This window comes from Pseudomonas saponiphila, assembly GCF_900105185.1.
GTDB classification, from domain to species: Bacteria; Pseudomonadota; Gammaproteobacteria; order Pseudomonadales; family Pseudomonadaceae; genus Aquipseudomonas; species Aquipseudomonas saponiphila.
The window spans coordinates 2,323,069-2,339,540 of sequence record NZ_FNTJ01000001.1 but is presented as its reverse complement, the minus strand read 5'-3'; the positions used below and the strand labels follow the sequence as shown (position 1 = coordinate 2,339,540).

Sequence of the window (16,472 nt, the reverse complement as noted above, 5' to 3'; positions counted from 1 at the left end):
CGATAGAGCCCTGCCGACGCAGGTGAAAATCGCCTTACCTTCAGCCCTGTGACGGGGGTTGTGCCGACGATGGAGCAGACTGCGTAATGGGTTGCCGTATCGAAATGGCATGATGCCTCCTTTTTGCATCTGCGTTAGCTAAACGCCTAATGCTCCTTGGTAAATCAGCGATGTCGAACACTATAGTTTCGAGAAAGCGGTTATACGTCGTGGCATCACGCCTTGCGTGATTAAATCGCTTGCCACTTATACGGCAACAACCAATCGAACTCACTCGGCCGATGTGTCGGCAGGCGCGCGAGGACGTCCTTCAAACAAGCATATGGATCATGCCCATTCATGCGCGCGGACTAGCCCGGGCTCATGATCGCCGTCGCCCGCTTGCCTCTGCGCAAAGCCCCGGCAGACAACCAGTTCGAATCTCAGAGTGCCCATGGTCGTATCTGGCTCTCGACCTGATTGTTGTCGATGGAACTGTAATCGGGGGCTTTGGTCGTGGCTGAGCCGTTGGACAGCAGATCGCGCTGGGCCCTGTCCAGGCAACTACAGCTCTCAAGACAGGAGTAGCGCCCTCAGTTGCTCGGGAACCTCAATCACTTCTCTGGTAACCGGCGAGACGCAAACGTGCGTAAGACTAGAAGTAAATGCCATGACATCTGGCGCTACATAACCCTCGACTTGAAATGTGAACGAGTGAAGCCCAACACTGGAAACACTTACTTTCATCGAGAGTTCTTCATCCCAAGTGACCGGACGAAGAAACTCCAGCGAGAAAGCCCTTGCTGGAGGCAGTAGATTAAAACCCAGCAAGGTTCTTAATCCGGGACCGGAAAGCCACACTGTAAGTGCATCATGAACAGCCTCAACAACGAAGTAAGAAAACCTGGGTGTATAGACTATCCCCTCGGGATCACAGTCGCCGAACAATACCTTTCTCTTGATAATCACAGGGCTCGGCACGCGATCAGTCCTTAATATTGAGTGACAGAGAGCGCAGGACCGCATCGCAACTCCTGCGTGTTCGGCGCGGACGATACCTCCCTCTCTCTTCAAAGTCTGCAGCGGTCAAGGTCAAGTCCTGCCTGAAATAAAAGAGCGCCCGAACTGTTCTCGGTGCCTATGGCGCGCGCCGTCCTGGATGGCCGGAAGAAGGTTACCCGGCGCCAGGTCCAAAACGACCAAGTTTCGCGCGTGCGCGAATGCGGCGGCGAATGGCCTTGGTCGCGGTCGGCCTGCACAATCGGCGCTATGGATTCGTTCTCTCGGCCGAGCCTCAGCCTTCGGAGGCTGTCTCCATGGGTGCCTCGATTATGACTGCGATTACAGTCACTACTTAGCTGCCTGGCGAAACGAGTTATCTGTGCTCGCTGTTCGATGCCGAGGACGCCCAGGCAGGCCACCCCATCGAGCCCGGCCCGGCAGCGGGATTCTTCTATCTGTAGAGCGATCGACCTTGGTATCGTTGCGCCACTATTGAGCAGCCAGCAAGGAAGCGGTGAGGAATGGATAAATGGAAAACTCTGGTGTTCGTCATCCTGGCATTGACCGGCGCTCAAGCCGCGGCGGAAAACAAGGGCTCCTATCAAAACTCGATGATGATGATCACGCTGGCTCCAACCCTGCTCCTTTCAGGAACAACCGGGCTGTCTGAGCTAGCGGTGAAGCAATTCCAGCCTGCCAAGGCTGATGCGCTTGCATTCGTAGGCTCAAATGGTGAGATTCGCGGCGCTCAATTCGAGCAAGCCGTTCGCTACTACCACTCGGCCTATGGCCAGCCGCACATGACCGACGAACAACTGGCCCTGGCAATTGCTACTACACTCTGAAGCCTGTTCTCCTGACAGCATCTCCCGGGACCGTCGCAGGACTGCTCGCACATGGCTCCCCTGCTGCGGCCTTGATCAGCATCTGCCGTTGTCTCCCGCTCGCGGGTCTACGCTTGAACAGCTCGGCAAGCACCAATGCACGGCCCCACGACCTCCCGTCAACGGCTCGAAGCGATACGTGCAGCGGCAAAGGGCTTCATCAAAGTCATACCTGAAACAAGATCAGCCTCCCCACAGCCCTTTCCTCAAGCTCCAGCGGACGGTTAGCGAAGCCGCGTTAGCGTAATTCAGCCGGCGCCTTCATGAGTTCTGTCAGTGGCCGAACAGGATTGGCCTGCGCGCGTTCAAAAATGGGTGGGGTTTCACCTCTCATTCGATAGATGCACGCCTTGATCAGTCGCGCCTGTCTGTCGTCCTTCGGTAGCTCAATAAAATGCCCGAATGTGCAGTTTTTTTCGTTAACGACATAGGCGGGGTCCTCCGCCCAGAGCGAGAGAACCATCACTAGCAGAAACATTGATTGCAGTCCTTGGCGACACTTTGGGCCGGCTTTTTAACAGTCGTCGCCTTCAGCGGCAAGCCTGCCCCACCTTTGCGCATTTAGGGCTCCGTCGACCAGCCCAACGGACAGGATGCTGGACTCGGAATCGGTAGCCCTTATCATGCGACGCTCTACTCAGCCCTCAGGGAAATAGACGCTGATGAACAAGGCGCATTACTGGTTACGCCCAATTGCCTCGATGCCCACCGTCACCACCTGAAGCCGAACTTGCCCGTTTGACACTAGGGTGACGGTTTTCCAGCAACCCATCAGAGAAGTCCATATGAATTCCAATCCGACAATCGATAACGGATTACGCGTCGCGTTGGTTACAGGATCCACTTCCGGTATCGGTGCAGCCATTGCACGTGCACTAAGCCAGGCAGGTTATGCAGTAGTGCTCCATTCGCGAACTTCTGCGGATACGGGACGCGCCATGGCTGCTGAAATGAAGCAGGCTGTTTACGTACAAGCCGATCTTGCTGTCGAGGCGGACAGGGTCAGGCTTGTCAACGAGGCGATCGCCGCGTGGGGGCAACTCGACGTATTGATCAATAACGCTGGCATTAGCAGAGTCATTCCCCACGGCGACCTTGCCTCGGCCAACTCGATGGTGTGGCACGAACTTAACGAGGTGAACGTCGTGGCACCGTTCCACCTCGTTACATTGGCCGAGTCGGCATTGCGCGATGCCGCCCGTCACCGGCGAGCCGGTTGTGTCGTCAACATCAGTTCGCATGCCGGTATCCGTCCTAAAGGCGCATCGATTCCCTATGCGGTGAGCAAAGCAGCGCTTAATCACATGACCCGCTTGCTCGCGTTATCGCTGGGGCCGGACATTCGCGTAAACGCTGTGGCGCCAGGCCTGGTCGACACGCCCATGACCGCAGAGTGGGCCGATGCCCAAGAGGTGTGGCGAACTCGCGCCCCTATGCGCAGAGCTGCCAGCCCAGGCGACGTCGCCCATGCTGTGGTGATGCTGGTCGAGTCGGACTACTTGACCGGCGAGATACTCCTTTCGGACGGCGGGTTGAATCTGACCTAGGCTTTTCGTACAGAGCCCAGGTTTAGCGTCGCCACTCGACGCTTGATTCAGGCAATTGAAAATTCATTTTTTTCAGATCAGCCCTCAAACTCATAAACCTCAATATCACGACCAATAATATACAGATCTCCATCCTGTCGTATTTCATCAACCGATGCTGGATCAGCATCCAAAGCGTAATTCCCATCAATATCGACACACCAATAATCACCAAACTTCAACAACCGAACCCCTGAGCAAATTGAATTAAATTGATAGCCTCTGACTTTCGCACTCAACTCCTCAACACCATTGACAACCACTTTAACCTTCTTCCACACATTGCCATCAGCCCGATGATCTCTTGCATGAAATAAAACCTGCGCTGCAAGTTTCTCTCCTGGCACGTAATTAAATTCAAATGACAATAGCAACCCGTCTTCAAAACGATGAAAGGCTTGCAATATCTCACTTATTCTTTCTGCAGACTCTGACATTCTCATTTACCTGTAGGTGTCGAAGGTTGTATGCCGTCGGGTATCTTCGCCCACCCTTTTGGGAACCTTACATGGTTCAAGGCGGACGTCTCGTTTCTGCCTTCGTTTCTCCCTGCCTTCGTTTCTCCCTGCCATGGTTGCGTCCGCTTACCAGGCAGCGGGGAAGCAATCAGGAATGGCCCCATGGAAAGCTCTGGCTGTCACGCCCTTGCTGTCAGTCGGCATTAAAGTCTCGCCCTATGAAATACATGAGCCTGAGGAAAGGACTCCAGTGGCTACACGCTCGCTCCTAGCTTCCTCGTCGTAGCAACCAAGGGGCTCACCTCACTTGTTTCGCAGAGCCTCAAGTCCGCCTCGGCATCAATCTTTGGACTTGGCTAGTCCCCTCCCCCTTCCCTGCCTTGATCCTCCTTGTTCCTGATCTACACTCCCCCGGGCCGGCAGTAGGCTCGTATCGGTGTTTTCCAAAGCACCCGGGTTCACAGTAAATAGGAGTAGGGATGCTAGGAAAACCATTCAGGAAATGGATTCCGGAAACCATTCAATAGACGGGGCGAAATCCGAAAAGCCAGACGAGTAGGAATTTAAATATGGAGATTTAATTCATGACTGCTCAAGAACATCTTGTTGGTGGATGGACCGCTTACCACAAACTGACCCCAAAGGATCAGGAAGTCTTCAAAGAGGCCTTGGCCGGGTTCGTAGGTGTTAACTACACGCCCGAACTGGTTTCGACCCAGGTAGTCAATGGCACCAACTATCGCTACCAGACCAAAGCAACGCTACCGGGCTCGTCCAGCAGCTGGCAAGCGATCGTTGAAATCTACGCCCCCATTAACGGCAAGCCGCACATCACTCAGATTCACCGCATCTAAGTAAGCTACAAGCCCTTCGGGTCCGCAGCAGTTGCGAGACCCGAAGACTGTCCACAGCGCCCTCTTCCAAACCTTGTCCTCGCGGCCTTCGCCACTGTGCGAGTGCGCTTCCCGCCCCCCCTCCAGTCATCGACGCTCCGCCACGCCAGGCCCGCAGAACTCCACGGGTAACGCGGTCTATGCCCAGTACCTGGCCAAACGCGCCACGGAATTCGGTCCCTGTGGCACCGGCTGGGGTTAGGAGGTGATCGAAGAACGTTTCGACAAGAGAGGAATGCTGCTGGTCCAACCAGCAAAGTCCTGTAGCTAGCCCGGATTTCTCATGACCGCATAAACAAAAACGGCTGAAAGCCTTATGATTCTTGTCGCCAAACAAAGCCCCATAAGTCTTCAGCCGCGCACAAAATGCTACCAGAAAAACTCCACTTTTCACCCCTCTCTCGCCGCCTCGTCGAGGCCTCTTTCACCGGTGGTCACATCACCTCGGATGCGGGCTTGTTGCTGCTGCGCGAGGTCGACCGGCAACATGGCTTGACCCGCCGCCTGGCCAAAATCGTTCCCGATCGGCGTGATCCTGGGCGTGTCCAGCATGGACTGCAGACACTGCTCGCCCAGCGTATCTATGCACTGGCCGCCGGCTACGAGGATCTCAACGATCATGACGGCCTGCGCCATGACTACGCGCTGCAGACTGCGGTCAACCGCCTGCAACCGCTGGCCGGCAAATCCACTCTGGGGCGCCTGGAACAGCAAGCCGATCGCGAAACGGTGGTGCAAGCCCATCGCCTGCTGTGGGAGCACTTCATCGCCCAGCATGACCAGGCGCCGGCTGAGATCGTGCTCGACTTCGATGCGACCGATGTGCCGGTGCATGGTGATCAGGAAGGGCGCTTCTTCCATGGCTATTACGACCATTACTGCTTCCTGCCGCTCTATGTGTTCTGTGGTCGCCATCTGCTGGTGAGCTATTTGCGCCCGAGCAACATCGATGGCGCCCGACACAGTTGGGCCATCCTGGCACTGCTGGTCAAGTTCATTCGCCGCTTCTGGCCAGAGACCCGCATCGTGTTCCGCGGTGACGGCGGTTTTTGCCGACATCGCATGCTCGACTGGTGTGACCGCAAGCAGGTGGATTATGTGGTGGGTCTGGCCCGCAACACCCGCCTGCAGCGGATGGCGGCGCCGGCCATGCAAGCTGTCGCCGAGGCCTACCAAGAAACCGGGCAGAAGATGTCCGGCGTGTATCGCTTCCTCTATCAGGCCGGTAGTTGGCGTAGGCGCCGCCTGGTCGTGTCGCGCCTGGAACATGGCGAGCAGGGTGCCAATCCACGCTTCATCGTCGTGTCCCGCTTTGCCGAGGATGCTGCCCAGCAGTACTACGAAGACTACTGCGGCCGTGGCGACATGGAGAATCGGATCAAGGACCAACAGTTGGATCTGTTCGCCGACCGCACCTCCAGCCCACGCTGGTGGACCAACCAGTGGCGGCTGATGCTGTCGGCCTTTGCCTATGTGCTGTTCGAACGGCTACGCGATCATCTCCAGGGCACCGCATTGGCGCGCATGAGCATCCATAACCTGCGCTTGAAACTGCTCAAGATCGGTGCGGTGATCATTCGCAACAGCCGGCGCATCCGCGTGCTGATCAGCGAGGCCTATCCGCATCAGGAACTCTTTGCGGGGCTGGTTGCCCGCCTCAAGCCGACCTGAACAGGCGGGCGCCCCCGGCCCGGCTCAATGGGGGAAAGGGGGCAGTGCGCCCCATACGCGGGAATTGAATAAAAAACGATCAATTTTTAGCGGTGGAAGGCAGGTTGTTGATACACCGAGGCTTCACCGGCCACGCCTGCCGGCCTCATGAGAAATCCGGGCTAGCTGCAACTGCTATCCGTTGCGCCGGCTCATCAGGAACCTTTTCCCGGAACAGGGATCAGTGCTGCACACGCTCCCATCCACCCGTCAGCGGGCACCGGCATGATCTTGAGAAAATCGATTCTATACACGGCCTTGGTAATGGCAGGCTTCCTCGCCGGGTACAGCGCGAAACCCAGCAATGGGCTCCAGGTCACCGCGGGGCAACTCATCAGCTGCGGCAAGAGCACCATGCCGACCATCGAGATGTGATGGCGCTGCAACCAGGCTCGCTGTTGCATTGCTGCCGGTTTCAGAAAGCCCGCAACGATCCTGGACGTGAAGGGGATTGAGCAAGGCAACGATATGGCCTGTAGCGGCGCTGAATATTCCCGGCGGGCGCAGCCCGCAGAAAAAAGAAAACCGGCGAATGGTCGCCGGTTCTCGTGGTTGGCCATCCAGCCATGCAGAGGCCTTAAGCGCCCCTGCCCTGCCGTTGGATCAATGCGGCGCGTTGAGGGTCAGGCGCATCTGGCGGTTCACATCCTTGTACAGCAGGTAGCGGAAGCGACCCGGGCCACCGGAGTAGCAGGCCTGCGGGCAGAACGCGCGCAGCCACATGAAGTCGCCGGCCTCGACCTCGACCCAGTCCTGGTTCAGGCGATACACCGCCTTGCCTTCCAGCACATACAGGCCGTGTTCCATGACATGAGTCTCGGCGAAGGGAATCACGCCGCCCGGCTCGAAGTTGACGATGTTGACGTGCATGTCGTGGCGCATGTCGCTCATGTCGACGAAACGGGTGGTGCTCCAGCGACCGTCGGTGTCCGGCATCACACGTGGTTCGATGTCCTGCTCGTTGGTGACGAACGCGTCCGGGTACGGCACGCCGTCGACTTTCTGGTAGTGCTTGCGGATCCAGTGGAAACGCGCCTCGGTGCCGCTGGTGTTGCGCAGCTTCCAGTCGGCCGCCGGCGGGATGAAGGCGTAACCGCCGGGCTTGAGGACGTGCTCCTGGCCCTTCAGGGTCAGGTTGACCTCGCCTTCGACGACGAACAGCACCGCTTCGGCGTTGGGGTCCTGCTCGGGCTTGTCGCTGCCGCCATTGGCGCCGACTTCAACGATGTACTGGGAAAAGGTTTCGGCAAAACCCGACAGCGGACGGGCAATCACCCACATGCGCATGTTGTCCCAGTGCGGCAGGTGGCTGGTGACGATGTCGCGCATCACGCCCTTGGGGATCACGGCGTAGGCTTCGGTGAACATGGCACGATCGGTGAGCATTTCGGTCTGCGCCGGGTGCCCGCCGTGGGGTGCGTAATAAGTGGTTTTGGACATCGAGACTCTCCTCATTGTTGTTTTGCTGCCCCGTGCAGCAGCGCCGCCAGGGTGAACAAAGCTGCGGGTCGACGCACCACGGAGCGCGGCGCGGACCACGGCTGGGCACCACGATATCCAGGGCCGCCTTCATGCACAAATTAAATACCGAAATCCGGCATATTCATTTATCAAATACCAAACAGGCTCAGCCCCGGGTGTCCTGGGCCAGCACCCGAGACAATACCCGGGCCAGCTCCTTGACCATGGGATCCGCCGCCGGACGGTGCAGCAACGCCACCTCGAACACATCCACCGATGGCAGCCCGGTGCTGCGGGCCAGCACCTGATGCCCCGCCGTCACTGCGCGCAACGGCAGCAGGCCGATGCCCATGCCATCGGCAATCGCCGACTGCAGGCCACTGAGGCTGGAACTGGTGAAACTGATGTGCCAGCGCCGTCCGATGGACTCCAGGGCATTGATCATTTCATCGCGGTACACCCCACGCGGCGGGAAGGTGACGATAGGCAGCGGGTCGAGGTCGATGCAGGGATTTTTCGCGCTGTCCACCCAGCGGGTCTTCTCCGGCCAGCAGCCGAGGGCCTCGCGGCTATTGCGCAGTTGCTTGAGCACCACCAGGTCCAGTTCGCCGCGGTCATAGCTGGCGCTCAGGTCGCGACTCATGCCGCTGGTGACTTCCAGCTTGACCTGGGGATAGCGGCGGTTGAAGGCGGCCAACTGCTCGGTGGTGCGCCCGGCGGCAAAGTCATCCGGCACGCCGATCCGCACCGTCAGCGCCACCGTCGCGCCGGACAGCGCCTCAAGCATCTCGTCATTCAGCGCCAGCAGGCGCCGGGCATATCCCAGCAGCGTGGCGCCGGCATCGGTGGGCAGTACGTCGCGATTGCCGCGTTCCAGCAGCCGATGCCCGGCCATTTCCTCCAGGCGGCGGATCTTCTGGCTGACGGTGGATTGGGTCGAGTGCAGGCGACTGGCCGCCGTGGTGAAACTGCCACAATCGGCCACCGTGACAATGGCTCGCAGCAAGTCGAGGTCGAACAGGCGGCTATTGGGTTTCTCGATGTTGCTCATACCGGTATCTATTTTCTGAATGCGTTGCGCCTTTCTACCGGGTCTCGCCCGGGGAAACAATTCCATGGGCTACAAGAGGCACGCCGGGCAAAAACGCAGCCGGCGGCCGCGAAAAGTATTTTTTCGGGCCAGCATCATTGGCAATCTGTATCAACATGTAACAGAGTAAGATGACGTCCTACTTGGATCGATCCGTGGTTCTGGTCTGGAGATGCTGAAAATGAAGTTGAGCTGCCTCAAGGTGCTGCTGGTCAGCGCCACCCTTCTGCTGGGCGCCTGCTCCAGTGCGACAACCCACAGCTGCTATTCGGACAAGTGCCGGCTTGGCGGTGGCGTGAGCAATCTGAACCCCAATGGCAACACTGCCCTGGGTAATAGCTTCAACCAGTACGGCTCGACCCTGCTGCACGACTGAACAACGCTCCCCGGGCCTGGACGCCGCACCGTGGCCAGCAAAAAAACACCGGGCAGGTGACCAAACCTGCCCGGTGCCCGACGACCTGTCGTGTTGCTGCAATCGGCCTCAGCTCAGGCGGTTGAGGCACACCACCTTGGGCTGGGTCATTTCCTCATAGGCGAAACGCACCCCTTCGCGGCCCAGGCTGCCGTACTTGAAACCGCCAAACGGCATGGCATCGAAACGGTAATCGGACGAATCGTTGATCATCACCCCGCCTGCCTCGATCCGCCGCGCAGCGTCCATGGCGGTGCGCAGATCGTTGGTGAAAATCCCCGCATGCAGGCTGTATTCGGGCTGATTGGCCAAGGCGATGGCCTGATCCAGATCGTCGAACGGCTGCAAGACCACCACCGGCGCAAAGACCTCGTCCTGCCACAGCCGACTGCCGTGGTCGACATTCTCCAGCACCGTGGCGGCGTAGCAGGAACCCCGGCGCTGATGCCCGCAGAGCAGCCGCGCGCCCTGCTGCAGCGCTTCATCCACGACCTTCTGCGCGTTCTGCGCCGCCTGCAGGCTGATCATCGGCCCGATATCCGTGCTGTCGGCCAATGGATCGCCGCTGACCTGCTCCCGGGCCAGGCGCACAAAGGCCTCGCGAAACGCCTCGTAGATCGAGGCCTGGACCAGCAGGCGCTGAGTGCCGATGCAGTTCTGCCCCGCGGCCCAGAACGCCCCGGACACGCAGCTTTCCACCGTCGCCACCAGGTCGCAGTCGGCCATGACGATCACCGGCGCGTTGCCCCCCAGGTCCATGGCCAGCTTCTTCAGGCCGGCGCTGCGGGCGATCTGCTCGCCGGTGACAAAGCCGCCGGTGAAGGAAATCATCCGCACCTCGCGGGCCGCCACCAGGGCCTTGCCCAGCTCCGCGCCGCCGGTGGCCAGGGTCACCACCGAAGCCGGCAGCCCGGCATCGCGCAAGTAGTCCACCAGCTTGATCGCCGACAGCGGCGCCAGCTCCGACGGCTTGAGGATCACCCCGTTACCCCCGGCGATGGCCGGGCCCAGCTTGTGCGTCACCAGGTTCAGCGGATCGTTGTAGGGGGTGATCGCCAGGATCAGTCCCAGAGGTTCGCGGGAGAACCAGCCCTGACGGTTTTCCGAACCTTCATAAGCATCGAAGGGCAGCACCTCGCCGGCATTGCGCTTGGCCTCTTCGGCCGACAGCCTGAGGGTGTTGACGCAGCGCTTGACCTCCTTCTGCGCCTGTTTCAGGGTCTTGCCCGCTTCATCGACGATCAGCCGGGCAAAGTGCTCGGCATCGCGCTCGATGTTCAAGGCCGCCCGCTCCAGAATCCGTGCCCGCTGATAACGCGGCAGCGCCGCGCAGTCGCTGACGCCCTGGCGGGCTTGCTGCAACAGGTAGGGCACGGCACCGGCATCGAGGCGTGGCACCGTCCCGATCAGCCGACCATCGAAGGGGCTGCAAACGTCAATCGAATCGGCGACCGGCGCCAGGCGTGACAGGTTCATGGGAGGCTCCTAGCGGCAGGTGCGCGACTGATGGATGTGGATGATGTCCGAGAGCAAGGCAAAGGCCGTCTCGATGCGCCCGGCGCCCGGTCCGGACACCGTCACCGCGCCCAGCAGTTCGGTGTTGAACGACACCGCGTTGATCGCCCCGCCAATCCCCGCCAGCGGATGGGCCAGGGGCAACAGCCGCGGCTCGACACTGGCCTGCAGCGAGCCATCGGCCAGGCGTTGGGCCGACCCGATGAGCTTCCAGCGCGCGCCCTCGGCCCGGGCCTGCTCCAGATCCGCGGCCGTCAGGCCGGAGATGCCGCGGCAACTGACATCACTGACGGTCAGCTGTGCACCGAGCAGTTCGTTGGCCAGGATCACCACCTTCAAGCGCACGTCAAAACCTTCGACATCCGCCGTCGGATCAGCCTCGGCATAGCCCAAGGCCTGGGCCTCGGCCACCGCCTCGGCAAAGCCCAGGCCGGCGTCCATGCGGGTCAGCACAAAGTTGGAAGTGCCATTGAGAATCCCCTCGAAACCCGACAGCTCGCTGCCCGCCAGGGACTGCTTGGCCATGCGGATCACCGGAGTGCCGCTCATCACCGCGCCTTCGTACTCGAACGCCGCCTGATTGCGCTGGGCCAGGGCCTTGAGCTCGGCGCCGTGCAAGGCGATCGGCCCCTTGTTGGTGGTCACCACATGCTTACCCTGCTCCAGAGCCCAGCGGCAGAAGGTGCTGGCCGGCTCGCCGTCCACCGGATTGGTGAAGGTGGCCTCGGCGATGATGTCGGCGCCGGAGTCCTTGATCACCTGCTCGTTGAGCGCCTCCACCTGGCCGCCCGGCAGTTGCGCCAGGGCGCCTTTGGTTGCCGGCAGCTTGCTCAGCAGACCAGCATCCAGCCCCTGTGGAGCGACGATGGAACCGAGGAACAGATCGCTGATGCCGACGATTTTCAGGCTGAAGCCCAGTTGTTTTTTCCATGCCTGATTGCGCTCGGCAATCAATTGCGCCAGGGCCCGATTGACCCCGCCGAAGCCCACCAGGGCAATGTTGTATTCAGTCATTTTTGTTGTGTTCCATCCGGGTTGAAAGCTGATGGACACAAGGTTAGGGGCCGGGGCCGGGCAGTGAAATATGCCGTTTTGCTGTATTTGCTGAGCATTTTGCTCAAGCCTGGAGCCAGGTGAGCGGGCATAAAAAAAGCCAACGTGCGTTGGCTTTTTTTCATGGCGAACAGCGCCCTAGCTCACCGACGACAAGACAAAGGAAGTCACGGTATTTTCCACCCCCGGCAAGGCGGCGATGTCGTTCCATACCCGGTGCACCCGCTCCGCGGTGGCGGCGCTGACCCGCACCAGCACGTCGAACTCGCCGCTGAGCACTTCGCACTGGACGATCTCCGGCATGGCCCGCAAGGCCTGCAATACCTCGGCGCCGCGCATGCGGTCGTAGCGGTAGACGAAGATCAGCGCATTGATCCGGGTGTCCGCCCCGCGCCCCTCGCCCACGCGAATGGTGTAGCCCTGGATCGCGCCGTCGCGCTCCAGGCGTTCGATGCGCTGGCGCACGGCGTTGCGCGACAGGTTGACCTTGGCCGCCAGCTCGGCGTGGGCCGCCCGGGCATTGACGCTCAGCTCGGCCAGGATGCGCTCGTCCAGAGGATCGAGAATCCGCTTCATGCAGCCCCCTTGAACCGGTCCATCATAGTGCCTTCAGGCTATGCAGCAGCGCGGCAAAATCATCCGCCGCCAGGGTCTGCCATTGCTGCGTCGAGGGCGCTACCACCGCTGGCGGGACCACCCCGGGAATGCCCAGCTCACCCAGCAGCCGTGCCGACTTGGCCGGGGCGATTTCCCCCAGGGTGACCATCGGCGCCACCAGGCTGCGGCGGTACAGGCGCGCCGCCAGAACCCCGGTGGCGGCATGGGGATCGATGACGTAGCCGGTGTCCCGATACAGGCTGACGATCTCCTTGCCGGTCTCTTCGTCGCTCACCGAATAGGAGTCGATGATCATCCGCGCCTGCAGCCAGGCCTCGTTGTTCAGGCTCATCTCGCCGCTGTCCTCGAACCCGCGCATCAGCGCCGCCACTGCCTGCGGGTCCTGGCCATACAGCTCCCAGACCAGGCGTTCGAGGTTGGCGAACAGCGACAGGTCCATGGCCGGCGACAGGCTCTGGCGGGCCTGCCCGCGGGAGTAGCGGTTCTTCAGGAACAGCTGATGCAGCGCGTCATTGCTATTGGTGGCGACAATCATCTGGGTGATCGGCAGGCCCATCTTCTGCACGATGTAGCCGGCATAGACTTCGGCGAAACTCGCCGCCGGCACGCTGAAGCCGATGGGCCGCTGGCCGCCGCCCAGTTGCAGCACGGCATGGAAATACAGCACCAGCTGGGCCATGACCCCCACCCAGTTGCTGGAGTTGAAGCCGATTGCCTCGTGCTCGGGCAACGGCCACTGGCGCAGCAGGCGGCTGACCAGGGTCTGGCAGTCGTCGAAACTGCCCTGCACCGCAAAGCGCCACAGCCCCGGGTGATGGGCCGCCTGCAACTGCCGCCCCTGCTGCTCGGGCACGGCGTTTTGCGGATAGAACACCAGCACCTGGGTCTGCGGGCAGTCCTTGAAGGCGTCGATTGCCGCCAGCCCGGTGTCGCCGTTACTGGCGCCCACCAGCACCCCGCGACGCTGCCGGCGCTGGAGAAAGTAGCTCACCAGCTGGGCCTGCAGGCGCGCGGCAAAGTCCTTGGCCGAACCGCTGGGGCCATGAAACAGCTCCAGCAGCCATTCGTTGCGATCGATCTGCCGCAGGGGCGCCACCGCGCGATGGCCAAAACCGCTGTAGGCCCTGTGCAGCAACGCCTTGAAATCGGCCTCGGGCAGGCTGTCGCCGACAAAGGGGCTGAGCACGCGAAAGGCCAGTTCGGGGTAATCCAGGGTCGACCAGTTGGCTATTTCCTGGGGGCTGAAACACGGCAGCCGCTGCGGCACATAAAGCCCGCCGTCGGCGGCCACGCCGGACAGGACCACGGTTGCAAAATCCACCTGTTCGGCGGCACTGCGGGTACTCACATAGCGCATGCTTGGCTCCGGCCAGTCATTTGTAGCGATGGGCCTGCTCCACCAGCCAGGTGGAAAACTTCAGCGCATCGGGGTGTTGCTCGGCATCGGCGCCGCGCACCAGGTAAAAGGATTCGCTGGCCTCGATACGCTGCTCGAAGGGCTCCAGCAGACGCCCGTCGGCCAGCATGTCGGCGACCATCGAGGAACGGGCCAGGGCCACGCCCTGCCCCAGCTCGGCCATGCGCAGGGTCGAGATCAGGGTGTCGAACTGCATGCCCCGGGACGAGTCCACGCGGCTAGCGCCGGCCCGTTCAAGCCAGTAGCCCCAGCCCTCTTCATAGCCCAGCACATGCAGCAGTTGATGGCGGGCCAGATCGTCCGGCACCTGCAGCGGCAGGCGCGCCAGCAAGGCCGGTGCGCAGACCGGGAACAGGCTGTCCCAGGTCAGGCGCTGGGCCACCAGCCCCGGCCAGTGACCGCGGCCCCAGCGGATTTCCAGGTCGTCCTCGCCATCCAGTTCCTTGACCCAGATGTTGCTGATGTAGCGGATATCCACCAGCGGATGGCCCTGCTGGAAATCCGCCAGCTTGGGCGCCAGCCAGTGGACGAAGAACGCCAGGCTGCCGCGCACCTTGATCGGCCGGTGCTGGTGCTGGCCGAAAATCTCGTTGGTGCCCACCGCCAGCCGGGTGATGGCGTCCTGCACCACCGGCAGGTAGGAGCGTCCCTCCTCGGTCAGGTCCAGGCCCCGGGGCAGGCGCTTGAACAGCGCCACCCCGAGGTGGCTTTCCAGCTGGCGGATCTGCTGGCTCACCGCCCCCTGGGTGAGGAACAGCTCCTCGGCGGCGTGGGTGAAGTTCAGGCAGCGGGCGGACACTTCGAAGGCGCGCAGCCAGTTCAGCGGGGGCAAGCTTTTCTGCTTCATGGCCTGGCTCTCATCAACACCCTGGATGCCGTTGCCGGCCGTCAGCCCGGCAGGGCATCGGACGAGCGTGCCAGGGGTGCCAGGGCCAGGCGCCGCTGGCGGCTACTGCGGGTAATGTAATACACGAAGTAGCACCAGGCGATGAACGGCACACCGAAGTACAGGGCCACCCGCTGCTCGGGGTCGAAGCCGATGCCGATACAAGCCAGGGCGCAACAGAACAGTGCACCCAGCGGCACCCAGGGGTAGCCACGGACACGGAACTTCAGATCGCGCACATCACCGCCGTTGGCCACATAGTGACGGCGGAAGGCGATCTGGCTGGCGGCGATGCTCATCCACACCACCACTACCGCCAGCCCGGAAATCGACACCAGGGCCAGGTAGATGGTGTCCGGGGCGAACACGCTGCTGAGCAGCGAAGCGGCGCCGCCGGCCATGCTCACGATGATCGCGTTGAGCGGCGTGCCCATGCGGGTCAGGGCCGAGAACTGCTTGGGCAAATGGCCCTGGTCGCTCAGGGTCCAGAGCATCCGCGAGGCGGCGTACAACCCGGAGTTGGCGGCGGACAGCAGCGCGCTGATGATCACGAAGTTCATGATGTCGGCCGAGTAGGGAATGCCGATGTAGGTGAACACCGTGACGAACGGACTTTCCACCAGACCGGCCTGCTCCCGGGGCAACAGAGTCGCGAGAACGAAGATGGTGCCGACGAAGAAGATCGCCAGGCGCAGCACCGTGGTGCGGATCGCCCGTGGCACGTTGCGTTGCGGGTCACGAGTTTCGCCAGCGGCGATACCGATCAGCTCGGTGCCGGAGAAGGCGAAGGCCACCGCCAGCAGGGTCATGGCGATCGGCATGAAGCCGGTGGGGAACAGCCCCTCGCGGGTGAAGTTGCTCAGGCCGATGCTGTGGGCCTGGTCGATGTGCAGAAAGCCGAGGATCGCCCCGCAACCCACTGCCAGGAACGCCAGCACGGTGACCACCTTGACCAGCGACAGCCAGAACTCGGTTTCGGCGAACAGCCGCACCGACACCACGTTGGACAGGAACACCACCATGGCGAACAGCGCGCTCCAGATCCACACCGGGGTCTCGGGGAACCAGCGGGCCATGAGGATGCCGGCGGCGGTGAATTCCGAGCCGATGGCCACGGTCCAGGTCAGCCAGTACAGCCAGGCCACGGTGTAGCCGGTGCCAGGGCCGAGAAAGCGTGTGGCGTAGGTGCTGAAGGAGCCGGTCTCGGGCATCTGCACCGCCAGTTCGCCCAGGCACATCATCACCAGGTACACCATCAGCGCGCCGATGATGTAGGCGATCACCGCGCCCAGCGGACCGGCCTGGTTCACCGTGTAGCCGGAAGTGAGGAACAGTCCGGTGCCGATCACCCCGCCGAGGGCGAGCATGACAATGTGCCGTGTCTGCATTTCTTGCTTGAAGCCGCCGCGCAAGTCGGTCTGTTGTTCTTGTAGGGACATGATGGTTCTCATGAAAGTTGTCAGGGCAAGTCTCAATTTCTGCGACTGTGGAAATGGGCAGAAAAC

Annotated in this window: 17 protein-coding genes and 1 pseudogene; 5 read left to right on the top strand and 13 right to left on the bottom strand. The window is 61.3% G+C overall.

All coding sequences use genetic code 11. The features are described 5' to 3' along the window. Positions 1–230: 230 nt before the first annotated feature. Together BLV47_RS11005 and BLV47_RS11000 are read right to left on the bottom strand one after the other, a co-directional pair. A pseudogene (locus tag BLV47_RS11005) lies at positions 231–530 on the bottom strand (transposase domain-containing protein); the annotation flags it as partial. 22 nt (positions 531–552) lie between these two features. Continuing rightward, a complete protein-coding gene (locus BLV47_RS11000) occupies positions 553–960 on the bottom strand; it encodes an acyl-CoA thioesterase (RefSeq protein WP_092317155.1) in 408 nt (135 codons plus the stop codon). Positions 961–1,502: 542 nt separating this feature from the next. On the opposite strand from BLV47_RS11000, the gene BLV47_RS10995 reads away from it, so the two are divergent. Then, entirely contained in the window at positions 1,503–1,826 is a 324-nt protein-coding gene (locus BLV47_RS10995) for a DUF2388 domain-containing protein (protein WP_092313302.1), read from the top strand. 277 nt (positions 1,827–2,103) lie between these two features. On the opposite strand, the gene BLV47_RS10990 is transcribed toward BLV47_RS10995, so the two are convergent. Then, positions 2,104–2,343 carry a hypothetical protein gene (locus tag BLV47_RS10990; RefSeq protein WP_092313299.1) on the bottom strand — a complete coding sequence of 80 codons (240 nt, stop codon included), beginning with the start codon at positions 2,341–2,343 and terminating at the stop codon, positions 2,104–2,106. Positions 2,344–2,650: 307 nt separating this feature from the next. Here BLV47_RS10990 and BLV47_RS10985 point away from each other — a divergent pair, with 307 nt between their 5' ends. Continuing rightward, positions 2,651–3,412 carry an SDR family NAD(P)-dependent oxidoreductase gene (locus BLV47_RS10985; RefSeq protein WP_092313296.1) on the top strand — a complete coding sequence of 254 codons (762 nt, stop codon included), beginning with the start codon at positions 2,651–2,653 and terminating at the stop codon, positions 3,410–3,412. 77 nt (positions 3,413–3,489) lie between these two features. Here BLV47_RS10985 and BLV47_RS36150 read toward each other — a convergent pair whose 3' ends face one another. Beyond that, positions 3,490–3,888, bottom strand: a complete 399-nt coding sequence (locus tag BLV47_RS36150; RefSeq protein WP_146249902.1) for a hypothetical protein — start codon at positions 3,886–3,888, stop codon at positions 3,490–3,492. A 605-nt stretch (positions 3,889–4,493) separates the two neighbouring features. On the opposite strand from BLV47_RS36150, the gene BLV47_RS10975 reads away from it, so the two are divergent. Both BLV47_RS10975 and BLV47_RS10970 read left to right on the top strand, forming a co-directional pair. Continuing rightward, the gene (locus BLV47_RS10975; RefSeq protein ID WP_016963335.1) at positions 4,494–4,763 is read left to right on the top strand and encodes a hypothetical protein; all 270 of its coding nucleotides are present in this window, start codon (positions 4,494–4,496) and stop codon (positions 4,761–4,763) included. A 405-nt stretch (positions 4,764–5,168) separates the two neighbouring features. Beyond that, on the top strand, positions 5,169–6,473 hold the full coding sequence (locus BLV47_RS10970) for an IS1380-like element ISPa33 family transposase (protein ID WP_010793081.1): 1,305 nt from the start codon (positions 5,169–5,171) through the stop codon (positions 6,471–6,473). Positions 6,474–6,667: 194 nt separating this feature from the next. Here BLV47_RS10970 and BLV47_RS36145 read toward each other — a convergent pair whose 3' ends face one another. From BLV47_RS36145 to BLV47_RS10960, 3 genes are all read right to left on the bottom strand, one after another. Continuing rightward, positions 6,668–7,072, bottom strand: a complete 405-nt coding sequence (locus BLV47_RS36145; protein WP_167365640.1) for a hypothetical protein — start codon at positions 7,070–7,072, stop codon at positions 6,668–6,670. A 43-nt stretch (positions 7,073–7,115) separates the two neighbouring features. Further along, the gene (locus BLV47_RS10965) at positions 7,116–7,952 is read right to left on the bottom strand and encodes a bifunctional allantoicase/(S)-ureidoglycine aminohydrolase (protein WP_092313290.1); all 837 of its coding nucleotides are present in this window, start codon (positions 7,950–7,952) and stop codon (positions 7,116–7,118) included. A gap of 187 nt (positions 7,953–8,139) precedes the next feature. Continuing rightward, the gene (locus tag BLV47_RS10960) at positions 8,140–9,024 is read right to left on the bottom strand and encodes a LysR family transcriptional regulator (RefSeq protein ID WP_092313287.1); all 885 of its coding nucleotides are present in this window, start codon (positions 9,022–9,024) and stop codon (positions 8,140–8,142) included. Between the two features lie 220 nt (positions 9,025–9,244). Here BLV47_RS10960 and BLV47_RS10955 point away from each other — a divergent pair, with 220 nt between their 5' ends. Further along, complete coding sequence (locus BLV47_RS10955; RefSeq protein ID WP_092313284.1) at positions 9,245–9,439, top strand: hypothetical protein; 195 nt, start codon at positions 9,245–9,247, stop codon at positions 9,437–9,439. Between the two features lie 108 nt (positions 9,440–9,547). On the opposite strand, the gene BLV47_RS10950 is transcribed toward BLV47_RS10955, so the two are convergent. The 6 genes from BLV47_RS10950 to BLV47_RS10925 all read right to left on the bottom strand — a co-directional run bounded on the left by BLV47_RS10950 (position 9,548) and on the right by BLV47_RS10925 (position 16,406). After that, on the bottom strand, positions 9,548–10,954 hold the full coding sequence (locus tag BLV47_RS10950) for an aldehyde dehydrogenase family protein (RefSeq protein ID WP_092313281.1): 1,407 nt from the start codon (positions 10,952–10,954) through the stop codon (positions 9,548–9,550). A gap of 9 nt (positions 10,955–10,963) precedes the next feature. Continuing rightward, complete coding sequence (locus BLV47_RS10945) at positions 10,964–12,007, bottom strand: homoserine dehydrogenase (protein WP_092313278.1); 1,044 nt, start codon at positions 12,005–12,007, stop codon at positions 10,964–10,966. 177 nt (positions 12,008–12,184) lie between these two features. Next, positions 12,185–12,622 (bottom strand): Lrp/AsnC family transcriptional regulator, encoded by a 438-nt coding sequence (locus BLV47_RS10940; RefSeq protein WP_060840062.1) that lies wholly within the window; start codon positions 12,620–12,622, stop codon positions 12,185–12,187. Between the two features lie 22 nt (positions 12,623–12,644). Continuing rightward, positions 12,645–14,021: a threonine synthase gene (gene thrC / locus BLV47_RS10935; RefSeq protein ID WP_092313275.1), complete on the bottom strand. Its 1,377-nt coding sequence runs from the start codon at positions 14,019–14,021 to the stop codon at positions 12,645–12,647. 16 nt (positions 14,022–14,037) lie between these two features. After that, the gene (locus BLV47_RS10930) at positions 14,038–14,928 is read right to left on the bottom strand and encodes a LysR substrate-binding domain-containing protein (RefSeq protein ID WP_092313272.1); all 891 of its coding nucleotides are present in this window, start codon (positions 14,926–14,928) and stop codon (positions 14,038–14,040) included. Between the two features lie 41 nt (positions 14,929–14,969). Next, positions 14,970–16,406, bottom strand: a complete 1,437-nt coding sequence (locus BLV47_RS10925; protein WP_092313269.1) for an amino acid permease — start codon at positions 16,404–16,406, stop codon at positions 14,970–14,972. Positions 16,407–16,472 lie beyond the last annotated feature (66 nt).

Excerpts from the sequence above, each read along its gene's own strand:
- BLV47_RS10995 (WP_092313302.1), top strand. The coding sequence starts at position 1,503 with ATGGATAAATGGAAAACTCTGGTGTTCGTCATCCTGGCATTGACCGGC.
- BLV47_RS10990 (WP_092313299.1), bottom strand. The coding sequence starts at position 2,343 with ATGTTTCTGCTAGTGATGGTTCTCTCGCTCTGGGCGGAGGACCCCGCC.
- BLV47_RS10985 (WP_092313296.1), top strand. The coding sequence starts at position 2,651 with ATGAATTCCAATCCGACAATCGATAACGGATTACGCGTCGCGTTGGTT.
- BLV47_RS36150 (WP_146249902.1), bottom strand. The coding sequence starts at position 3,888 with ATGTCAGAGTCTGCAGAAAGAATAAGTGAGATATTGCAAGCCTTTCAT.
- BLV47_RS10975 (WP_016963335.1), top strand. The coding sequence starts at position 4,494 with ATGACTGCTCAAGAACATCTTGTTGGTGGATGGACCGCTTACCACAAA.
- BLV47_RS10970 (WP_010793081.1), top strand. The coding sequence starts at position 5,169 with ATGCTACCAGAAAAACTCCACTTTTCACCCCTCTCTCGCCGCCTCGTC.
- BLV47_RS36145 (WP_167365640.1), bottom strand. The coding sequence starts at position 7,072 with ATGGCCAACCACGAGAACCGGCGACCATTCGCCGGTTTTCTTTTTTCT.
- BLV47_RS10965 (WP_092313290.1), bottom strand. The coding sequence starts at position 7,952 with ATGTCCAAAACCACTTATTACGCACCCCACGGCGGGCACCCGGCGCAG.
- BLV47_RS10960 (WP_092313287.1), bottom strand. The coding sequence starts at position 9,024 with ATGAGCAACATCGAGAAACCCAATAGCCGCCTGTTCGACCTCGACTTG.
- BLV47_RS10955 (WP_092313284.1), top strand. The coding sequence starts at position 9,245 with ATGAAGTTGAGCTGCCTCAAGGTGCTGCTGGTCAGCGCCACCCTTCTG.
- BLV47_RS10950 (WP_092313281.1), bottom strand. The coding sequence starts at position 10,954 with ATGAACCTGTCACGCCTGGCGCCGGTCGCCGATTCGATTGACGTTTGC.
- BLV47_RS10945 (WP_092313278.1), bottom strand. The coding sequence starts at position 12,007 with ATGACTGAATACAACATTGCCCTGGTGGGCTTCGGCGGGGTCAATCGG.
- BLV47_RS10940 (WP_060840062.1), bottom strand. The coding sequence starts at position 12,622 with ATGAAGCGGATTCTCGATCCTCTGGACGAGCGCATCCTGGCCGAGCTG.
- thrC (WP_092313275.1), bottom strand. The coding sequence starts at position 14,021 with ATGCGCTATGTGAGTACCCGCAGTGCCGCCGAACAGGTGGATTTTGCA.
- BLV47_RS10930 (WP_092313272.1), bottom strand. The coding sequence starts at position 14,928 with ATGAAGCAGAAAAGCTTGCCCCCGCTGAACTGGCTGCGCGCCTTCGAA.
- BLV47_RS10925 (WP_092313269.1), bottom strand. The coding sequence starts at position 16,406 with ATGTCCCTACAAGAACAACAGACCGACTTGCGCGGCGGCTTCAAGCAA.